Source organism: Zoogloea sp. JDB1 (assembly GCF_056724025.1).
The window spans coordinates 2,666,755-2,688,119 of sequence record NZ_CM161496.1; the positions used below are offsets into that span (position 1 = coordinate 2,666,755).

Genomic DNA, 21,365 nt, shown 5'->3' on the forward strand with positions numbered 1-21,365 from the left:
CCGGATGAAACGCGAACTGCGCCGTCTGTGGGTCAAGCTGCACCTCTACGTCGGCCTGCTGGCCGGCGGCCTGTTCGTGCTGCTCGGGCTCACCGGTAGCGCGCTGATCTTCTACCTGGAGGTGGACGGCCTCCTCAATCCGCAGATCCGCGTCAGCGCACCGGCGCCCGCGCCGTCGCCGGAGGCGGTGTTCCAGGCGTTGCGTGCCCGCTACCCACAGCGGGACGGCCCGTGGCGTATCGAGATGCCACTGGCGGCGGACGCGCCGGCGCTGGCCCGCTATTACAACCCGCCGGAAACGGCCGGGCACGGCTTCGCACCGCTGATGCTGAGCCTCGATCCGCACACGCTGGAAGTCACCAGCGCGCGCTTCTGGGGCGACTACGCGACGACCTGGCTGTTCGATCTGCATTACACGCTGCTGGCGGGTGAGGGGGGCAAGACGGCAGTCGGCATCCTCGGCCTGCTGCTGGCATTTTCATTGCTCAGCGGGCTCTACCTGTGGTGGCCCAGCCGTGCCCGTCTGGGCGCGGCGTTGAAGCCGGTGCTGCGCAGCGGCGTGGTCCGCTGCACCTACGATCTGCACGTGCTCGGCGGCGTCTATGGCCTGCCGGTGTTGCTGGTGCTAGCGCTGACCGGCAGCGCGCTGGCCCTGCCGGACTTCACCCGCGATCTGGTTGCCAGCGCGTCACCATTGCGCGAAACCTACCGACCGCCGGCCGGGCTGTTGGACGATGGCGTGGCGCCGATCTCCCTCGATGCCGCGGTGCGCATTGCCCGCGGCCGTTTCCCCGACGCGGAACTGCGTTGGGTCGAGACCTCCGGCAGCGCGGGGCGGCCGATTTCGGTGCGCTTCCACCAGCCCGGCGAGCCCGGCCGGCGCTTCCCTCGCTCCCAGGTATGGGTGGGCCCGCATGACGGACAGGTGCTGGCGGTGCGCGATCCGCTGCGCGAGTCCGCCGGCGACGGCTTCCTGGCCTGGATGCATCCGCTGCACAACGGCGAGGCCTTCGGGCAGCCCGGCCGCATCGTCGCCTGCGTGGCCGGGCTGCTGCCGGCGCTGCTGTTCGTCACCGGCTGGCTGCGCTGGCGGCACAAGGTCCGCGCCCGTTCGGTGAGCGGACTGCGGCGACTTTCGAGCGCGCTTCCGGAGCAGGCCCAGTCCGCTTCCGCGCGCTTGCAGATGTCCGACGTCGAGTGATCCGGCATGCGCTCGGGGAGATGCTTGTGATGTATTTCCGCCCCTCTCCAGTGAATTTGCGCGAACAGTTTTTTCCTTACGGGGTCTTTACGCAGTCTTACGAATGCATCGTGTAGGATTGCGACCGCCTCTCGGTGGCTTCGACCTGCCGGCCTGTAGCGGGCCGGCGCCTTCCGGAAAAACGCTCCATGTCCAGCCCTGCCTCTGCTCCGTCCGACCCTGTTTCCCGTCCCCGTCGTCGTATTCTTCCCTGGCTCATCGTGTTGGCCCTGGCGGCTGGCGGCGGCTGGTATTACACCCACCGCAGTCCGGCTGACGCAGACGGAGGAGGTGGTGGCAAGTCGGCCAATGGACCGCGCGGCGGCCGTGACGGGCGCGGCGAGCGGCCGATCCCGGTAAGCCTCGCCACCATCGCGACCGGCGACATCCGGGTGATGGTGCCGGCCCTCGGCAGCGTGGTGCCGCGCAACCAGGTGACCGTGCGCTCCCGGGTCGATGGCCCGCTGCTGGCGCTGAAGTTTACCGAGGGGCAGACGGTCAATAGCGGCGACGTGCTCGCGCTGATCGACCCCGATCCCTTCCGTGCCGCGCTGGAGCAGGCCCGTGGCCAGCTGGCGCGGGACGCGGCGCTGCTGAAGAACGCACAGATCGACCTCGACCGCTACAAGGTCCTGCTGCGCCAGGATTCCATCGCCGAGCAGCAGGTGGCGACCCAGGAGGCGCTGGTGCGCCAGTACCTGGGCACCGTGCAGGCCGACCAAGCGGCGGTGAAGAGTGCCGAGCTGCAGTTGTCCTACACCACGATCAAGGCGCCGATCACCGGCCGGGCTGGCCTGCGGGCGGTGGACCCGGGCAACATCATCAAGGCGTCGGACACCACCGGGCTGGTGACCATTGCCCAGGTGAGTCCGATCACCGCGGTCTTCCCAGTGCCAGAAGACCGCCTGCCGGCGGTCATGAAGCGCGTGCGCGACGGCAAGGGGCTGGTCGCCGAGGCCTGGGACCGTGAGATGAAGAACCACCTCGCCGACGGCAAGCTGCTGGCGGTGGATAGCCAGATCGACAGCACCACCGGCACCGTCAAGCTGAAGGCCGATTTTGCCAACAAGGACGGCAGCCTGTTCCCGAACCAGTTCGTCAATGTGCGCCTGATCCTCGATACGTTGTCCGGCGTCGTCACTGTGCCGACCGCGGCCGTCCAGCAGGGCGCCAAGGGCAGCTATGTCTACAAGGTCGGCGAAGGTAACAAGGTGGCGTCTGTGCCGGTCAAGCTGGGGCCGGTGGATGGCGACAAGGCCGTCGTAGAGGACGGCCTCGCTGCCGGTGACCGGATCGTCGTGGACGGCCTCGACAAGCTGAAGGACGGGGCCCAGATCGAGGCCATCGACCCGAAGGCTGTCGATGCGCCGGGCCGGGAGAGAAAGCGCGGCAACGGTAACGGTAACGGCGGCGGTCGCCCGGGGCATTAACGCATGAACCCGTCCCGTCCGTTCATCCTGCGGCCGGTGGCGACCTCCCTGCTGATGGTCGCCATCCTGCTGGTGGGCCTCGTCGCCTATCGCCTGCTGCCCATCTCGGCGCTGCCCGAGGTGGATTACCCGACCATCCAGGTCAAGACTCTCTATCCCGGCGCCAGCCCGGATGTGATGACCTCGGCCATCACCGCGCCGCTGGAGCGCCAGTTCGGCCAGATGCCAGGGCTGGACGAGATGTCGTCCACCAGTTCCGGCGGGGCCTCGGTGATCACGCTGCGCTTCAGCCTGACCCTGAGCCTGGATGTGGCCGAGCAGCAGGTACAGGCGGCCATCAACGCGGCCTCCAACCTGCTGCCCACCGATCTGCCGGCGCCGCCCACCTACAGCAAGGTGAACCCCGCCGACGCGCCGATCCTTAGCCTGGCGGTGAGCTCGAAGAGCCTGCCGATCACGCGCATCCACGATCTGGTGGAAAGCCGCCTGGCGATGAAGATCTCCCAGGTGCCGGGGGTCGGCCTTGTCAGCATCGCCGGCGGGCGCCGTCCGGCAGTGCGGGTGCAGGTCAACCCGACCGCGGCGGCAGCCTATGGGCTGGGGCTGGAGGACATCCGCACAGCCATCGCCAACGCCAACGTGACCCAGGCCAAGGGGAGCTTCGACGGCCCGCAGCGGGCGTCCACCATCGACGCCAACGATCAGCTGCGGTCTGCTGACGAGTACCGTGGCCTGATTGTCGCCTACAAGAACGGCAACCCGGTGCGCCTGTCCGACGTGGCCAACCTGGCCGACGACGCCGAGAACCTGCGCCTTGCCGCCTGGGCCGATGAGCAGGCGGCGGTGATCATCAACGTGCAGCGCCAGCCGGGCGCCAATGTGATCGAGGTGGCCGACCGGGTCACCGCGCTGCTGCCGCAGATGACTGCCAGCCTGCCGGCGTCGATGGACGTGCGCGTGCTGTCCGACCGCACCACCACCATCCGCGCCTCGGTGCACGACGTGCAGATCGAGCTGATGATGGCCGTGGCCCTGGTGGTGATGGTCATTTTCATGTTCCTGCGCAGCGTGCCGGCGACCATCATCCCCAGCGTGGCGGTGCCCCTGTCCCTGGTCGGCACCTTTGGGGTGATGTACCTGGCCGGCTTCAGCCTCAACAACCTCACGTTGATGGCGCTGACCATCTCCACCGGCTTCGTGGTGGACGACGCCATCGTGATGATCGAGAACATCGCCCGCTACGTGGAGGAGGGCGAATCGCCGATGCAGGCGGCGCTGAAGGGCGCCAAGCAGATCGGCTTCACGATCATCTCGCTGACCTTCTCGCTGATCGCCGTGCTGATTCCGTTGCTGTTCATGGGCGATGTGGTGGGGCGGCTCTTCCGCGAGTTTGCGATCACGCTGGCGATCGCCATCCTGATCTCCGCCTTCGTATCCCTGACCCTCACGCCGATGATGTGCGCGCGCCTCCTCAAGCACGTGCCGGAAGCCGAGCAGGGGCGCTTCTACAAGGTGATGGGGGACTTCTTCGACCGTGTCATCGCCCGCTACGGCGTGATGCTGCAGTGGGTGCTCGACCGCCAGGGCCTGACCCTGGTGGTGGCCGTCGGCACGCTGGCGCTGACCGCGCTGCTGTACGTCTTCGTTCCCAAGGGCTTCTTCCCGGTGCAGGACACCGGCGCGATCCAGGGCATCACCGAGGCGGCCCAGTCGATCTCCTTCGACGCCATGTCTGCGCGCCAGCAGGCGCTGGCCGAGGTTGTGCTGAAAGACCCGGCGGTGGCCAGCCTATCGTCCTTCATCGGCGTAGATGGTTCCAACGCGACCCTCAACAGCGGGCGCATGATGATCAACCTCAAACCACTGGATGAACGGGACGCCAGCGCCGGCGAGGTGATCCGCCGCCTGACGCCCGAGGTGCGCAAGGTGGCTGGCATCACGCTGTACATGCAGCCGGTGCAGGACCTGTCCATCGAGGACAAGGTCAGCCGCACCCAGTACCAGTTCTCGTTGCAGTCGCCGGATTCGGCGGCGCTGACCGAATGGGTGCCGCGCCTCGTCGAGCGCCTGAAAGGCCTGCCGCAGCTCGCCGACGTGGCCAGCGACCTGCAGGACAAGGGCCTGCAGGCCTGGGTCGAGATCGACCGGGCCAGCGCCAGCCGTCTCGGTGTCAGCACCGCGGCCATCGACAACGCCTTGTACAACGCCTACGGCCAGCGCCTGGTATCCACCATCTTCACGCAGGCGACCCAGTACCGCGTGGTGCTGGAAGTGAAGCCGGAGTTCCGCAGCAGCCCGGCGGCCATTGCCAACCTCTACGTGCCGGGCACTGGCGGCGCCCAGGTGCCGATGTCGGCAGTGGCGCGGGTCGTCGAGCGGCCGGCGATGCTGGCGGTGAACCACATCGGCCAGTTCCCGGCGGTGACCCTGTCCTTCAATCTGGCGCCGGGCGCGTCCCTCGGCGAAGCGGTGGAGGCGATCCGCAGCGCCGAGGCTGACCTGGGCCTGCCGGCCAGCATCGAGACCAGCTTCCAGGGCGCGGCGCTGGCCTTCCAGGCTTCGCTGAGCAACACCCTGCTGCTGATCCTCGCCGCGGTGGTGACCATGTACATCGTGCTCGGCGTGCTCTACGAGAGCTACATCCACCCGGTCACCATCCTGTCCACGCTGCCGTCCGCCGGTGTCGGCGCGCTGCTGGCGCTGCTGCTGGCACGCAGCGAACTGGGCATCGTCGGCATCATCGGCATCGTGCTCCTGATCGGCATCGTCAAGAAGAACGCCATCATGATGATCGACTTCGCCCTCGACGCCGAACGGCGCGAGGGCCTCGCCCCGCGAGAGGCGATCTACCAGGCCTGCCTGCTCCGTTTCCGGCCGATCCTGATGACCACCTTGGCGGCGCTGCTCGGCGCGCTGCCGCTGATGCTGGGCTCCGGTGTCGGCTCCGAACTGCGCCACCCGCTCGGCGTGACGATGGTCGGCGGCCTGCTGGTCAGCCAAGTGCTGACGCTGTTCACCACGCCGGTGATCTACTTGGCGTTCGACCGCCTGGCGCGGCGGGGGAGGGCGGCATGATGGCCGGAGTGGGGGCGGATCGATTCGCCCTTCAGCTGTTCCGCTGGGTTCCCGCATCCGGTGACGCACTCCGGACAGGCGGTTCACGATGAACCTGTCCCGCCTGTTCATCTTCCGTCCGGTCGCCACCACGTTGCTGACGCTCGCCGTGGCGCTGGCCGGGGCAATCGCCTTCCGCCTGCTGCCGGTGTCGCCGCTGCCTCAGGTGGATTACCCGACCATCTCGGTGTCGGCCAACCTGCCCGGCGCCAGCCCGGAGACCATGGCGGCCACCGTCGCCGGGCCGCTGGAGCGCATCCTCGGGCAGATCGCCGGGGTCACCGAGCTGACTTCCTACAGCACCCTCGGCTCGACCCGCGTGACACTGCAGTTTGAGCTGTCCCGGGATATCGACGGCGCCGCCCGTGATGTGCAGGCGGCCATCAATGCGTCCCGGGGCCAACTACCAACCAGCCTGCCGAACAATCCGACCTATCGCAAGGTGAATCCGGCCGAGACGCCGATCATCATTCTGGCGCTGACGTCGGACACGCTGACCAAGGGCCAGCTCTACGACGCCGCGTCCACGGTGCTGGCCCAGCGCCTGTCCCAGGTGGACGGGGTCGGCCAGGTGTCCATCGGCGGCAGTTCGCTGCCGGCGGTGCGCGTCGAGCTGGACCCGGACCGCCTGGCTGCCAACGGCCTCAACATGGACGACGTGCGCACGGCCATCGTCGGTACCAACGCCAACCGCCCGAAGGGCGTGGTGGAGGACGGCGAGCGGGCCTGGCAGGTTGGCGCCAACGATCAGGCGCGCACCGCCGATGAGTACAAGCCGCTCATCGTGTCGTGGAAGAACGGCGCCGCGGTGCGCCTGTCTGACGTGGCCAAGGTGCGCAACGGCATCGAGAACGACCGCAACTACGGCTATTCCAACGGTCGCCCGGCGGTGCTGCTGATGGTGAACCGCCAGCCCGGCGCCAACATCATCGAAACCGTGGACCGGGTCACCGCGCTGCTGCCGCATCTGCGTGCCAGCATCTCGCCGGCCATCGACCTGGACGTGGTGATGGACCGCACGCCGACCATCCGCGGCTCGCTGCGCGAGGTGGAGCACACGCTGATGATCTCGGTGGCGCTGGTGGTGATGGTGGTCTTTCTGTTCCTGCGCAACCTGCGGGCGACGGTGATTCCCAGCGTGGTGGTGCCGGTGTCGCTGATCGGCACCTTCGCGGTGATGTACCTGGCCGGTTTCAGCCTCGACAACCTGTCGCTGATGGCGCTGACCATCGCCACCGGCTTCGTGGTGGACGACGCCATCGTCGTGCTGGAGAACATCTCGCGCCACATCGACGAAGGCCTCGCGCCGCGCCAGGCGGCCCTGCGCGGGGCGCGGGAGATCGGCTTCACGGTGGTGTCGATGAGCCTGTCGCTGATTGCCGTGTTCATTCCGATCCTGGCCATGGGCGGCATCGTCGGGCGCCTGTTCCGGGAGTTTGCGATTACCCTGTCGGCGGCGATCCTGGTGTCGATGGTGGTGTCCCTCACCGCCACGCCGATGATGTGCGCACGCCTGCTGCAGAAGCGCCCGCCAGAAGGCGAGCGCGGCCGCTTCGACCGCCTCGCCGGTGGCGTGCTGGACCGCCTGGTGGACGGCTACCGCCGCAGCCTGGGCTGGGCCCTGGCGCACCCGTGGCTGGTGCTGGGCATCCTGCTCGCGACCATCGCGGCCAACGTGCATCTCTACAACACCATCCCGAAGGGCTTCTTCCCGCAGCAGGACACCGGGCGCATCCGTGGCTTCGTCGAGGCCGATCAGGCAATCTCCTTCCAGGCCATGAAGGGCAAGATGGATGTTTTCCTGGCCCTCGTCGGGGCCGACCCGGCAGTTGCCAACGTGGTCGGTTTTACCGGCGGCGGGCAGATCAACTCCGGCATGATGTTCATCACCCTCAAGCCGATCGGTGAGCGCAAGGAGTCCGCCGACGCCATTGTCACCCGCCTGCGCAAGAAGCTCGCCCACGTGCCGGGTGCCAGCCTGTACCTCAATCCGGTGCAGGACATCCGCATCGGTGGGCGCTCCAGCAACTCCAGCCAGCAGTTCACGCTGCAGTCCGACAACCTGGACGAGCTGCGCCTGTGGGAGCCGCGCATCCGCAATGCGCTGAGCCGCCTCGACGAGATCACCGACGTGAGCTCCGACCAGCAGGACCGCGGTCCGCAGACCACGCTGGTGATCGACCGCGACGCGGTGGCCCGCTACGGCCTGACCATGCGCGCGGTGACAACGGCGCTCAACAATGCCTACGGGCAGCGCCAGGTGTCCACCATCTACAACCCGCTCAACCAGTACCGGGTGGTGATGGAGGCGGCGTCCGACTACCTGCAGGGGCCGGAGTCCCTGGCGCGGTTGACCCTGGTGTCGTCCTCCGGCGCCCAGGTGCCGTTGTCGGCGGTGGCCCGCGTGGTGTCCACGCTGGCGCCGCTGTCGGTCAGCCACCAGGGGGGCGCGGCGGCGTCGACGATCAGCTTCGCGCTGCCCGAAGGACGCTCCATCGGCGAGGCCACCGACGCCATCCGTGCGGCGGTGGCGCGTATCGGCGTGCCGGTGAGCATCCGTACCAGCTTCGAGGGCAGCACCGGTGCCTTCCAGAAGTCCATGAGCACCCAGCCGCTGCTGATCCTGGCCGCAGTGGTGACCATCTACATCGTGCTCGGCATGCTCTACGAGAGCCTGATCCACCCGATCACCATCCTGTCCACGCTGCCCTCGGCGGGTGTCGGCGCGCTGCTGGCGTTGATGGGCATGGATACCGAGTTCAGCCTGATCGCGATGATCGGCGTGATCCTGCTGATCGGCATCGTCAAGAAGAACGCCATCATGATGATCGACGTGGCGATCGCGCTGCAGCGGCAGGGCGCCAGCGCCCGCGATGCGATCCACCACGCCTGCCTGCTGCGTTTCCGACCGATCCTGATGACCACGCTGGCGGCCCTGTTCGGTGCTGTCCCGCTGGCCATCGGCACCGGCGATGGCGCCGAGCTGCGCCAGCCGCTGGGCATCGCCATCGTCGGTGGCCTGATCCTCAGCCAGATCCTGACCCTCTACACCACGCCGGTCGTCTTCGTTATGCTCGACCGGTTGCGCCGCCAGCCCAGGCCCACGGCGGCATTGAAGGCGGAGAGCGCCCTTTGAAGATGAAGAAGATGAATTCGATGGACATGCCGGCCCCGGTGGCGGCCGATCCTGTTGGAGCGAGTTCATTCGCCCAGCGCCGCTTGATCAAGCTCTGCGGGCGGGTGAGTTCGCCCCTGCGGGTGGTGTTGCCCTGTCTCCTGCTGGCCGCCTGCACGGTCGGTCCCGACTACGTGCGGCCGTCGGTGGAGACACCCGCCGCCTTCAAGGAAGCGGCCGGCGGCTGGCGTCCCGCAAGCCCGCAGGATCCGGTGTCTAGCGACACCTGGTGGACGGTGTTCGGCGATCCGGTGCTCGACGGCCTGCAGGCCAAGGTGGACATCTCCAATCAGAACCTGCGCTCCGCCGAGGCCCAGTACCGCCAGGCCAAGGCCCTGTCCGATTCGGCCCGCGCGTCGTGGTTCCCGACCATCAACGGTACTTTCGGCGCGACGCGCTCGGCCAGCGCGGCGTCCACTGCCAGCGCCGGCAACGCGCCGCCGACCAACAGCTTCAGCCTCGGCGCCACCGCCAGCTGGGAGGCCGACGTGTGGGGGCGCATTGCCCGCAACGTGGAGGCCGCCGACGAGCGGGTGCAGGCCAGCGAGGCGGATCTCGCCGCCGCCCGCCTGTCGGCCCACGCCACCCTGGCCCAGAGCTATTTCCAGCTACGCGCGGCAGACCGCCAGAAGGCGCTGCTCGACGCGGCGGTGGCGGCCTACGAGCGCTCCCTTGAACTGACCCGCAACCGCTATGCCGCCGGCGTCGCCACCAAGGCCGACGTGGCCCAGGCGGAAAGCCAGCTACGCAGCACCCGCGCGTCGGCGCTGGACGCCGGCCTGTCGCGCAGCCAGTACGAGCACGCCATCGCCGTGCTGGTCGGCCAGGCGCCCTCCAGCTTCGAGTTGCCGGCCGTGACGGGCCCGCTCGCCGCTGCGCCGGTCACGCTGACGCTGCCGTCCACGCTGCTCGAACGGCGCCCCGACGTCGCCGCCGCCGAGCGCCGCGTCGCCGCCGCCAATGCGGCTATCGGCGCGGCCCAGGCGGCGCGCTTCCCGGTGCTCGGCCTGTCCGCCTCCACCGGCTTCCGCCGCTCGCAGATCGAGGATCTGCTGACCGTGCCCAGCCGTTACTGGTCTCTTGGCCCGACGCTGGCGGCGACGCTGTTCGACGCCGGCGCCAAGAAGGCCGCGGTGGGCCAGGCTGTCGGTGTCTGGGAGCAGGCCGTCGCGACCTACCGGCAGACCGTGCTGGCCGCCTTCCAGGAAGTGGAGGACAACCTCGCCGCGGTGCGCGTGCTGGAGGAGGCCGGCATCGAGCAGGCCGCCGCGGTGGCTGCCGCTGCCGAGGCCGAGACCATCGCCCTCAACCAGTACCGGGCCGGCACCGTCAGCTATCTCAACGTGGTCACCGCCCAGGCCACTCATCTCAGCGCCCAGCGCAGCGCCAGCGACCTGGCGGCGCGCCGGCTGGTGGCGGCAGTGCTGCTGGCGAAGAACGCCGGCGGCGGGCTGGGCGGCAAGCTGCCGCCAGAAGCAAAGTGAAGCCGCTGCACCAGGGGCTGACGTAAAAGCCGCGGCGGGAAGCGCTTGTTGGGGCGAATTCATTCGCCTGCACAATGAGTCCTGCCCCCACGGGAAGTCTCCGTGTTTCCTGCCCCTCTGCACGAGGCCGCCACCCCGAACCCGCACGAACTTTCGTCATCGACGGACGTCCATCATGTATGCTGCGGCGCAGCAATCCGGGCCGCAGCACCTGAATGGAGGTATTCCGTCCATGTTGAAGAAGCTATGGAAAATCCGGGACGTCGCCGCGTCCCCGCATCTGAGCCTCGCGCTGCAGGGGGGAGGGGCGCACGGCGCCTACACCTGGGGCGTGCTCGACCGCCTCCTCGAAGACGACTGGCAGATCGACGGCATCAGCGGTACCAGCGCCGGCGCGATGAACGCCGTGGCGCTGGCCCAGGGCTGGACGACCGGCGGCGCCGAAGGCGCGCGGGAGAGCCTGGCGGCGTTCTGGGAGGCGGTGTCCGATACCACACCGTTCGAGCTGGACCTGCTGCACAGCTTCAACCCGGCCGGCGACGGTTCGCTGCCGGCCCCGGTGGGGATGATGCTGGGGCTGACCAAAATGTTTTCGCCCTACCAGCTCAATCCCTTTGAGCTGAACCCCTTGCGCGACGTGGTGCGCGCCCAGTTCGATTTCGAGCGCATCCGCCGGGACTGTCCGCTCAAGCTGTTCATCGCGGCAACCCGCGTGCGCACCGGTAAGGTCCGCCTGTTCCATACCCGCGAACTGAGCGAGGATGCACTGCTAGCCTCGGCCTGTTTGCCGACCCTGCACCACGCGGTGCAGATCGACGGGGAGGACTACTGGGACGGTGGCTTCACCGCCAACCCGGCGATCTATCCGCTGATGTACGAGTGCGCCACGCCGGATATCCTGCTGGTGCTGCTCAACCCGCTGGTGCGCCCGGAGGCGCCTCGCACTGCGGAGGAAATCGCGGCGCGTAGCGTCGAGCTGGGTTTCTCGACGACCTTCCTGCGCGAGATGCGCATGATCGCCCATGCCCGCAGCTACATCGAGGAGGGCCGCAACTGGCTGCCCCAGGGGCGGCTGGAGCGCAAGCTGACCCGCCTGCGCTTCCACATGGTGGAGGCCGAGGAACTGGTGGATGCCGGTACCGCCAGCAAGCTCAACGCCACACGGGCCTTCCTGACCGAGCTGCGCGACCTCGGGCGGGCGCGGGCGGCACGCTGGATCCGCACCCACCGCCAGGATGTCGGCGTGCGTCCGTCGATCGACTTGGCAGCTCTGTTCGCCTGACTCCCAGGCCAGGGGTATGTAAAAAGGCCGTTTGCGTTTGTTGCGGCCTCAAGACAGCCCGTTTTGAGCCGATGTAAACAGGCTTTCCCATACTGTACGGTATGTACGCCGTATGGCTTTGGGAGAACCGATAAACGCCAACAAAAGAACAAAGAGACATGCTCAAGCACAAGCCCCTGGTCCGGCAGGTTGTCCTGTTGTGCACCCTTGGTATCGCCCTGATGGTGGCCGTCCTGGTTGCCACCGTTGCCGCCCTGTCGCGCCAGAGTGCGTTGAAGAAGGCCGAAGAGTCCCTGGCCCAGCAGGCTGACATGACCGTCGCGATGCTGGCCTACGCGCAGGACGCGCTGAAGGCGCGGGCCGCAGACGCCGTCGTGCAGTTCGCGTCCGCCGTGCCCGGCACGCCGCGGCTGACCGGCCGCGAGATCCAGATGGGAAGCGAAACCCTGCCTGAGCTGGCCATCGGCGGTACCGTCGTCAGCTCTAATGTGGCGGTACTCCAGGATTATTCCAAGCGTTACGAGGATCGCGAGCCGTCCTTCTTGGTACGCAAGGGAGACAGCTTCTACCGTGCCGTGACGATGCTGAAGGACAAGCAGGGCAACTACCGGCACGGAGAGAAGGTTGGTTCGGCCGGTGACTATCCGGCCATCCTGTTGACCGGTAAGCCCTATCTGGGCGCCATCGAGCGTAACGGCAAGATGTTCGTGCTGGCCGCCAATCCGCTGAAGGACGAGGCTGGCAACGTGATCGGCGCGGTAACCATGCGCGTCGACGCGGAGAGCAACGTCAAGCTGATCAAGGAAAAGCTGGCGCAGATCCGCGTTGGCAAGACCGGCTACCCATACATCGTGTCGGTCCCTTCCGGCGACGCGAAGGACGTGCGCTTCATCTATCACCCGAAGTTCGAGGGCAAGTCCCTGACCGACCTGGATCCACGTACCCGGGACATCATCAAGAGCCTGGTGGAGAAGCGCAACGGTACGCTGGTCTACAAGTGGGGCGATCCGGAGGCCGACAAGATGGTGGTCATCCGCGAACTACCGGACCTGCACTGGATGGTGGCGAGCGGCTCGTGGGTGGATGAGTTCGTCGAGGACGCCAACGGGCTGCGTAACGACATCGCGCTGCTCGCGGTTGCCTGCGGGACATTGCTGATCCTGGCGCTGGGCTACTTCCTGCGTTTGCGCCTCAAGCCCCTGACGCACCTGGCCGAACTGGTGTCGCGCTTTGGTAGTGGCGACCTGACCGTGCGCGCCGATGTCGACGCCCGTAGCCGCAGCGAGATCGACCTGATTGGCAGCAGCATCAACACGGCTGCCGAGTCCATGCGCACGCTGAGCGGCAGTATCCGCCAGACCAGCGATCATCTGCAGCGCACCGCGCAGAACATGTCGGTAGCTTCCGAAACGCTTGGCGAGGAGACCCGTCGGCAGAGCGATTCCGCCAGCGCGATGGCCAGCACCACCGAGCAGCTGACGGTCAGCGTGGAGCAGGTGGCCAGCAATGCGTCTCATGCGCTGGAGCTGACGCAGGAGACCTCGCGTGCGGTTCAGGAGGGCGTCGGCTCGGTGCAGGGCAGTATCGAGCAACTCAATGAAACGGCGCGCACCGTGCAGGATGCGGCAACCCAGGTCGAGCAGCTCGGCCAGCAGTCGGCGGAGATCCACAGGGTCCTCAATGCGATCCGCGACATTTCCGAGCAGACCAATCTGCTGGCTCTCAATGCGGCCATCGAAGCCGCACGGGCCGGTGAGCAGGGGCGCGGTTTCGCGGTTGTCGCCGATGAGGTGCGCAAACTTGCCGAGCAGTCAGGTAAGTCCGCGTCGTTGATCGACACCATCCTCAACAGCATCCAGGACGGCGTTTCCTCCGTGGCCAATTCGGCCCGCAAGGCGGTGGAGCAGGTGGATCGCAACGTGGTGGCATCCCGTCAGGTTGGTGAGGCCCTGCAGGCCATCCACGAGCGGGCCGAGCGCACCTCTCAGGCGGTGGCCGACATTGCCCGCGCGACGCGGGAGCAGACCCAGGCCAGCCAGACGATTGCCGGGGGCATCGATTCGGTGGCCCGTTCGGTCGCCGGAACCAGCCAGTCGGCGGCGTCCAACCGCAGCGAAGCGTCCGAGCTTCTGCGGGTCGCGCGTGATCTGGAGAACGAGGTCGGGCGCCTGCGCGTCTGATCCGGGGCTCAGCCCATCACCAACGGGCTGACCAGCATCCATAGGGCGCTGACCAGCAGCAGGGTGGAGAAGGCGCGGTGCATGGTCTTTTCCGGCAGGCGATGGGCGAAGGCCACGCCGGCCGACACGGTGAACAGACCGCTGGCGGCCATTGGCAGGCCCATCGCCCAGTTCACCCGGTGGGCGCCGGCATAGACCAGCAGCGCGATCAGCGAACTGGGTGTGACCAATGCCAATGCGAAGGCTTGGGCGACGGTCTGGCGCAGGCCGAACAGACCGGTTAACAGCGGCGTGGCGACCAGCCCGCCGCCGATGCCCAGCAGGCCCATGCTGCTGCCGCCAAGCAGGCCGACCAGCGGTACATGGCGTTCGGCCACTCGCAGAGTCGGGGCCGCGTTGCCGGAGCGGCCGGGGACGATGCGCTTGAGCGCCATCGCCAGCAGGAATAGCGAGAACAGTATCTTCAGCGTGGCCGGATCCAGTCCATTGGCAAAGTGCGCCGTGCCCCAGGTGGTGAGCATGGCGATCATGCCGATGGCCAGCGCCCGCTGGAAGGGCACCGGGTGGCGCTGGCTGTAGCGCCACCAGCCGACCATCAGGTTGGGCACCATCATGACCAGCGCCGTGCCTTGGGCCAGCGGCTGTTCCATGCCATAGCCGATCACAAACAGCGGGATCGCGATGATGCCGCCGCCGATGCCGAACATACCGCCGAAGAAGCCAAGGGCGGCGCCGAGGATCAACGCCGGGAGAAATGCGAGGAGGTCGGGGATGGGCATGATGGTCACGCAAGTGAAAATCTGGAGCCCATCATAAGCAGCGGTGGCAGAGATACAATGCCTTGAGGTTAATTTGATCCGTACCTAAAACGCACGAATGCAGGATTCATCCGATCTGGCCTTCTTCTCCGTCGTTGCCCGCCAGGACAGCCTCGCCGCCGCGGCTGCCGAACTAGGCGTGACGCCGCCGGCGGTGAGCCGCCGTCTCGCTGCGCTGGAGGTGCGCCTTGGCGTGCGCCTTCTGAACCGCACGACGCGGCGCCAGAGCCTGACGCCGGAAGGGGAGCGTTATCTCGACGAGGGGGCGCGCATCCTGCGCGACATCGAAACCCTGGAGCGTGGTTTGTCGGCCAGCCGCGAGCAGCCTCGCGGTCTGTTGCGCGTCAATGCGACGCTGGGCTTCGGGCGCTGCCACCTGGCGCCGGCCATCGCCGATTTCGCGCTGCGCTATCCGGAAGTGGAGGTGATCCTGCAACTCACCGACCGGCCGCTGGATCTGACGGCGACGGCTACCGACGTCGGCGTCCGTTTTGGCCCGCCACCGGATACCCGCGTTCTGGCCCGGCGGATCGCCGCCAACCGGCGCCTGCTGTGCGCGTCGCCAGCCTATCTGGCGGCGAATGGCGAGCTGGCCGATCCGCAGGCGCTGGTCCGCCACCGCTGCATCGTGATCCGCGAGAACACCCGCGCCTACAACAGCTGGGAGTTGACCGACGGCGAGCGGCAGACCACCGTGAAGGTGCGTGGCGGTCTCAGTTGCAACCATGGGGAAGTGGCCGTGAGTTGGGCGCTGGCCGGCCATGGCATCGTGCTGCGCTCGGAATGGGATGTGGCGCCGCATCTGCGCAGCGGCGGGCTGCGGCGCGTGCTGGCACCATGGGCCGGGGCGGTGGCGAACATCCATGCCGTCTATCCCCAGCGTCATCTGCTCAGCGCCAAGGTGAAGGTCTTTGTGGATTTCCTGGCCGAGCGTTTTGCCGCCTATCGGCCGGAGGCTGATGAGACCGCGTCCTGGTAGGTGGCGCTCTCAACGCTCTCAAGTAAACATCGGGCCGCCCCAAGTTTCCTTGTCCTCCGCGGGGGACTGGCCGGGCACGGCCCGGGCCTTGGGGGCACTTACGCCACCAGTAGCGTGGGGGGTATGTCCTGCAGCGTGCGGCAGCCGCACAGGGCCATGGCGATCTCCAACTCGTCGCGCAGCAGGCGGATCACGTGGGCGACGCCGAGGGCGCCAGCATTGGCCAGTCCGAAGATGTAGGGCCGACCGACCAGCACCGCGCTGGCGCCGAGGGCCATCGCCTTGAGCACGTCGGTGCCGCGGCGGATGCCGCCGTCTACCAGCACCGGCAGGCTGTCGCCAATCGCATGCACGATGGACGGTAGAGCAGTGGCGGTGGGCAGGCTGGTGTCGAGGGTGCGCCCGCCGTGGTTGGAGACGATCAGGCCGCCGACCTGCAGGCGCGCCGCCTCGCGGGCGTCTTCCGGGGCGAGGATGCCCTTCAGGATGACCGGCAGGCGGGTGTTGGCCTGCAGCCAGGCCACGTCGTCCCAGCCCGGCGCGTCGAGCAGCAGGTCGTCGAAGAGGCCGCTGGTGCCGGGGGCGAGAGGGCGGGCGAGGCGGGACGGCAGGCTGTCCAGATTCACCGCGCGGACGCCCGGCGGCAGGCGGAAGCCGGCGCGGCGTTCCCGGTCGCGGGCGCCGTTGCAGGGGGCGTCCACCGTGAGCACCAGGGCTTCGTAGCCGGCGGCTTCGGCGCGGCGCACCAGTTCGAGGTTGAAGCCCTTGTCGTGCTGCAGGTAGAGCTGGAACCACAGGGGGCCGCGGTCGGGGTCGTCGCGTACCGCGTCGGCAATGTGCTCCAGCGGCAGGCTGGCCTGAGTGCTGAGGACCAGTCCGGCCTGCTGGGCGGCGGCGGCGCATGCCGTGGCGAGTTCGCCGTCCGGGTGGGCCATGCGCTGGTAGGCTACTGGCGCGAGGAGGATCGGATGGGCCTGTTCGCGGCCGAGCAGCGACACGCGCGTATGGCCGCCGGCCAGCGCCCGCAGCACGCGGGGCCGTAGCTGAATGGTGTTCCAGGCATGGTGGTTGGCGGCCATGCTCAGTTCGTCGGCGGCACCGCCGGCAAAGTAGGCCCATGCGTTGGCGTCGAGCACGCCGCGGGCATGGGCTTCGTGGTCGCCGAGGCTGACCACGCCGGGGGGCAGGGTGTCGATGCGGGGCGAACTCACGTGTCGGTCCACATGCGTAGCAGGTTGTGATAGGTACCGGTGATGGCTACCGCCTCGTCGCATTCGCCGTGCTTTTCACGCAGGCGCATCAGTGCCATGTCCAGGTCGAACAACAGGCGGCGCTGTTCGTCGCTGCGTACCATGCTCTCTATCCAGAAGAAGCAGGCGATGCGGTGCCCGCGGGTGACCGGCGTGACCTGGTGGATGCTGGTGCCAGGATAAAGCACCGCGTGGCCGGCCGGCAGTTTGACGCCGCGGCTGCCGTAGGTGTCCTGCACCTGCAGTTCGCCGCCATCGTACTCGTCCGGGTCGGACAGGAACACCGTGCACGAGACGTCGGTACGCACCCGCTGGCCTTCGGCGGTGAAGCGGACGGCATTGTCCACGTGGGCGCCGTAGAAGGGCGTGTCGCCGCCGTAACGGTTGATCCGCGGGGTGAAGATCTTCTTCGGCAGCGCGGCGGTCAGGAACAGCGGATGGCGCTCGACGCGGCTCTGGATCAGGCTGCGGATCGCCTGGGCGGCGGCGCAGTCGTGGGGCAGTTGCTGGTTGTTCTTGACCTGGGCGGCCTGGGGGCCGGCGCTGTCGCGGCCGTCGGTCCACGGCGCGTCGGCGAGCAGCTGGCGGGCCTGGCGGACTTCGTCGCGGCTGAGGACGTCCGGTATCTGCAGGAGCATGGCGGGTTCCTGTAAGTGAAGACGGGCGGACCCGAAGTCCGCCCGCGGGTTCGACCTAGAACTTGAAGGTCGAGGTCAGCATGTAGAGCCGGCCCGTTCCGGGCACGTAGAAGGACGTGTAGAGGGAGTCGGCGTACAGCTTGTTGGTGACGTTGGTGACGTTGGCCTTGACGATGAACTTGTCCGGGATCACCGCATATTCCGCCATCAGGTCGGCCGTCGCGTAACCTTCCGCGTACCAGCCCGGGTTGCGGTTCGGCGTCATCTTGCTACGGAAGTTGACACCGCCACCGGCGCGGAACTTATCGGTGAACTGGTAGGTGGACCACAAGGAACCGGAGTGCTTCGGCACCAGCGACGGGCGCGCGCCCTGGGCTTCGCCGTCCACTGCGCCCTTGTCGATCTCGGCATCCCAGATCCACATGTAAGAGCCCCACATTTCCCAGCGTGGCGTGATGCGGCCGGTGAAGTCGAACTCGGCGCCGGTGGAGTGGCGTTTGCCGGACAGCACCGACAGGTTGATCAGCGGATCGGTGTTGCGCTCGTTGAGCTTGACTGTGCGGAACAAGGCATAGCGCGTGCTGAAGCGGCGGTCGGCGGAGTCGATCTTGGCGCCGAGTTCCAGGTTCATGCTCTTCTCGGGCGGCGTATTGACGTTCTGCGTGCTGTACGAGTAGGTGTCGCCGGAGGTGTTGAACGAGGTGGCGTAGGACAGGTGGAAGGACTGCAGGGGGCTCGGCTGGTACAGCGCGCCGACCCGCTGGCTCCACTTGTAGATGGATTGCTGGAAGTTGGTGATTGCCTTGGTGGTCAGGTTGAACTGATCGTAACTGCCGGACATGGCGTCGTAGCGGATGCCGCCGAGCAGCTTCCAGTGATCGGCCAGCTGGACTAGGTCCTGGGCGTAGACGCCGCCGGACAGGCTCTCGAATTCGCTGCTCTTGGCAATGCTGCGGATGCTCTCGTCCACCGTGGCGCCGTCGAAAGGGGTACCGATGGTGGTATTGGCCTTGACCGGCACCACGCCGCCCTGGGCCGCGTTGAGGGCACCGTAGACCCGCTTGCGCTCCCACGCGAAATCGACGCCGGTGAGCGCCTCGTGCTTGAAGCCGAAGGCGTCGAACTTGGAGGACAGGTCGCTCTGGGCGAAGAAGTTCTCCATGCTCTGCATCTTGAGGTTGGTGCCGCGGGTCACCACGGTGCCGTCGCTCAAGGTGGCCAGGCTGGCCGCCAGTCCGCCGGGCTGCAATGCCGCGGCGGCGAAGCGCAGGGCGCTGGCCCGCTGGTCGCGCTGGAAGTCACCCTTGCGGAACTTGGTGACCAGCTCGGTATCGGCGGAGAAGCGGTGGGTGTGGATCAGCGTGGCGTAGTTGGCGGTGCCCTTGTTGTAATCACTGGCCATCCCGTAATAGGTCTTGGGGTCGAGCGGCAGCATGCCTGTTGACGATACCGGCGACGTGGCGGTCGGGCGGACCCACGGCAGGCCGTAGTTGATGCCGTTCTTGTTGTCGAGGTAGTAGTAGCCGACCTCGATTTCGTCGGTGGTACCAATGCCCCAGCGGTAGTCGGCGGCGAAGCCCTGCTTGTCGATGCTGGCGCCGGCGCCGTTGTTGTCGGCGATGGTGCGCATCGCGTTGAAGCGGAAGGCTTCGTTGTCGCCGGTGCGCACGTTGAGGTCGGCGACGGCGCGGCGGTAATTGTGGCTGCCGAGGGTCACGTCCACCTGGTTCTCGCCATACAGCTGGGCCTGCTTGTTTACCTGGTTGACCGCGCCGCCGGTGGAGCCGCGACCGAACAGCATGGAGGCGGAGCCGCGCAGCACTTCGAGGCGGTCAAGGTTGAAGGTGTCGCGGTCGTAGAAGGCCGGGTCGCGCATGCCGTCGATGAACAGGTCGCCGGTGGTGTTGATCGGGAAGCCGCGCAGGCGGATGTCTTCCTCGCCGCCCTCGGCGGCCAGGAAGGTGATGCCGGCGGTGGCCTTGAGGGCTTCCTTCACGGTGTCGATCTTGCGGTCGTCGATGAGCTTCTCGGTGACGACGGTGATCGACTGGGGAATGTCGCGCAGCTGTTGCTGGCCCTTGCCGATGCGGGTGGTGGTGGTGCGCAGGCTGTCCTTGCCCTGCTCGGCCTCGGCGGCGGCCTTCACGACCACCGGCTTGAGGGTCTTGACGTCATCCTCGGCGGCGGGCGTCTGGGCCCAGCCGTTCATTGAGGCGGCGAACATCATCGCGCCGAGGGGCAGGATGGCGCGTTCTGCCGCGCTGTTTGCGGGCTGCTGCGGGGCAGCCTTGCGGTGGGGGGGGTGAAAGCTCTGGTGACGGGTTTTTGTGCGTGCCAATTTGGCCTCCTGGGATGAATGTCGCCCGGTGGGGCGGTGGAATTCAGGACCTGAGGCTGGCTGGCTTGGCTAGCGCATGGCTGGCTTGCCCGAAGGATCTGCTTACAACTTTAACGTAAATGAGAGTTGTTCGCAATTGTGCGCAAGCCCGGCAACCGCTTGCTAACGGATTTCCGTCAGGCGGACTTAGCTGGACGCGCTGGAAAGTGGTGTCAGGTGGTGGCGGGCCCGGGCCTTGGCGCACTGCTCATCACCGGCCTGGACTTCCCGGCAGGGCTCGGGGCGCTGCTCGTAGACGGTACAGCCCACCTTCTGCCCGACTTGCCCGGACAGGGCGATGCAGTGGGGATGGGCATCATTGGTGCCGGCCATGCAGCTGAACCAGGGATTGACCTGTTCGGTCAGCTCCGCCGGCAGGCCGCGGGCTTCGGCCTCGGACCAGTAGAAGGACACGCGGAAGCTGGCGCAACAGGCGCCGCAGTCGAGGCAGGGATTGGCGTCGGTGCTGCTCATCGGATGGCGTCGGTGACCGGCGGAAACAAGACGTGATCAGGCTTTTGTGAGGCGCGATTCTGGCATGTCCGGCAGGCCTTGTGGACCGCCGCTGGTGCAGTCGGCAGATGGCTGCGCCGACTCCTGCTGGACGGACAGCAGATAGCGCGCCAGCATGCCTTCGCCGTGAAAATGGCTGTCGAGGGCTGCGACGCTGCGGATGCGGTCGAGGCGGAAGCTGCGGAACTCTCGGCGCAGCTCGCACCAGGCCCCGAGGGTCCAGGTTTCGCCCCAGAAGACCAGGCCAAGTGGCTGGATGATCCGTTCGCTGTCGGCGCCGTCGGCCCGCGTGTAGGCGACGCGGACTTTGCGCTGACTGGCGATGGCCTCGCGCAATTCGGCCATCGGCGCGCGCATCGCGTCGGGGACGTGGAAGCCAGGCACGAGCAGCGCGTCGCGGGCCGGATCTTCCCGTAGCTTCTTCGGTAGCACAGCCTCGATGCGCAGCAGCGCGCGCTCCGCCGCGCGGCCGAGTTCCGGGTCGGCCCAGCTGCGCACCATGCGGCTGCCGAGGGCCAGGGCGGCGAGTTCGTCGGCATCGAACATCAGCGGCGGCAGGCGGTAGCCCGCACGCATCAGGTAGCCGACGCCGGCTTCGCCGCTGATCGGAACGCCGGATCGGGACAGATCGGCGATGTCCCGGTAGACGGTGCGTTCGGACACCTGCAAGGCTTCGGCCAGCTCGCGGGCGGTGACTGCGCGTCCGCGGTCGAGGAGGAGGACGATCTGGAACAGGCGGTCGGCGCGACGCATGGGGGGCTCCGGAAGGGAAACGGCCCCGTTCCATATCACGCGCAGTTCTCGCGGCGCGCTGGCTCGTGGTCGGGGGCTACTGACATAAGGCTGGCAGGATAACGCGCCAGTCGGCCGATTGCGCCGGCGCTA

14 protein-coding genes are annotated in these 21,365 nt (G+C 67.5%); 8 read left to right on the forward strand and 6 right to left on the reverse strand.

Features of this window, described 5'->3' with window-relative positions; genetic code table 11:
• Positions 1-4 precede the first annotated feature (4 nt).
• The 7 genes from AC1PPK_RS11925 to AC1PPK_RS11955 all read left to right on the forward strand — a co-directional run bounded on the left by AC1PPK_RS11925 (position 5) and on the right by AC1PPK_RS11955 (position 13,905).
• The gene (locus AC1PPK_RS11925) at positions 5-1,201 is read left to right on the forward strand and encodes a PepSY-associated TM helix domain-containing protein (RefSeq protein WP_481118026.1); all 1,197 of its coding nucleotides are present in this window, start codon (positions 5-7) and stop codon (positions 1,199-1,201) included.
• Positions 1,202-1,389: 188 nt separating this feature from the next.
• Entirely contained in the window at positions 1,390-2,670 is a 1,281-nt protein-coding gene (locus AC1PPK_RS11930; RefSeq protein ID WP_481118027.1) for an MdtA/MuxA family multidrug efflux RND transporter periplasmic adaptor subunit, read from the forward strand.
• 3 nt (positions 2,671-2,673) lie between these two features.
• A complete protein-coding gene (locus tag AC1PPK_RS11935; protein WP_481118028.1) occupies positions 2,674-5,745 on the forward strand; it encodes an MdtB/MuxB family multidrug efflux RND transporter permease subunit in 3,072 nt (1,023 codons plus the stop codon).
• 88 nt (positions 5,746-5,833) lie between these two features.
• On the forward strand, positions 5,834-8,920 hold the full coding sequence (locus AC1PPK_RS11940) for a multidrug efflux RND transporter permease subunit (RefSeq protein ID WP_481118029.1): 3,087 nt from the start codon (positions 5,834-5,836) through the stop codon (positions 8,918-8,920).
• Positions 8,921-8,922: 2 nt separating this feature from the next.
• Positions 8,923-10,443, forward strand: coding sequence for an efflux transporter outer membrane subunit (locus AC1PPK_RS11945; RefSeq protein ID WP_481118030.1), 1,521 nt, complete (start codon positions 8,923-8,925; stop codon positions 10,441-10,443).
• Positions 10,444-10,675: 232 nt separating this feature from the next.
• Complete coding sequence (locus tag AC1PPK_RS11950) at positions 10,676-11,725, forward strand: patatin-like phospholipase family protein (RefSeq protein ID WP_481118031.1); 1,050 nt, start codon at positions 10,676-10,678, stop codon at positions 11,723-11,725.
• Positions 11,726-11,883: 158 nt separating this feature from the next.
• Entirely contained in the window at positions 11,884-13,905 is a 2,022-nt protein-coding gene (locus AC1PPK_RS11955) for a methyl-accepting chemotaxis protein (protein ID WP_481118032.1), read from the forward strand.
• Between the two features lie 8 nt (positions 13,906-13,913).
• On the opposite strand, the gene AC1PPK_RS11960 is transcribed toward AC1PPK_RS11955, so the two are convergent.
• Entirely contained in the window at positions 13,914-14,684 is a 771-nt protein-coding gene (locus AC1PPK_RS11960; RefSeq protein WP_481118033.1) for a sulfite exporter TauE/SafE family protein, read from the reverse strand.
• A 97-nt stretch (positions 14,685-14,781) separates the two neighbouring features.
• Here AC1PPK_RS11960 and AC1PPK_RS11965 point away from each other — a divergent pair, with 97 nt between their 5' ends.
• Positions 14,782-15,702: a LysR family transcriptional regulator gene (locus AC1PPK_RS11965; RefSeq protein ID WP_481118034.1), complete on the forward strand. Its 921-nt coding sequence runs from the start codon at positions 14,782-14,784 to the stop codon at positions 15,700-15,702.
• A 98-nt stretch (positions 15,703-15,800) separates the two neighbouring features.
• Here AC1PPK_RS11965 and AC1PPK_RS11970 read toward each other — a convergent pair whose 3' ends face one another.
• The 5 genes from AC1PPK_RS11970 to AC1PPK_RS11990 form a co-directional block, all read right to left on the reverse strand.
• A complete protein-coding gene (locus tag AC1PPK_RS11970; RefSeq protein WP_481118035.1) occupies positions 15,801-16,913 on the reverse strand; it encodes an alpha-hydroxy acid oxidase in 1,113 nt (370 codons plus the stop codon).
• Positions 16,910-17,590, reverse strand: coding sequence for a Fe2+-dependent dioxygenase (locus AC1PPK_RS11975; protein WP_481118036.1), 681 nt, complete (start codon positions 17,588-17,590; stop codon positions 16,910-16,912). The genes AC1PPK_RS11970 and AC1PPK_RS11975 overlap by 4 nt, the downstream gene beginning before the upstream one ends.
• Before the next feature lie 55 nt (positions 17,591-17,645).
• Positions 17,646-19,928: a TonB-dependent receptor gene (locus AC1PPK_RS11980; RefSeq protein WP_481118037.1), complete on the reverse strand. Its 2,283-nt coding sequence runs from the start codon at positions 19,926-19,928 to the stop codon at positions 17,646-17,648.
• 186 nt (positions 19,929-20,114) lie between these two features.
• A complete protein-coding gene (locus tag AC1PPK_RS11985) occupies positions 20,115-20,441 on the reverse strand; it encodes a YkgJ family cysteine cluster protein (protein ID WP_481118038.1) in 327 nt (108 codons plus the stop codon).
• Between the two features lie 36 nt (positions 20,442-20,477).
• A complete protein-coding gene (locus tag AC1PPK_RS11990; protein WP_481118039.1) occupies positions 20,478-21,233 on the reverse strand; it encodes a helix-turn-helix transcriptional regulator in 756 nt (251 codons plus the stop codon).
• Positions 21,234-21,365 lie beyond the last annotated feature (132 nt).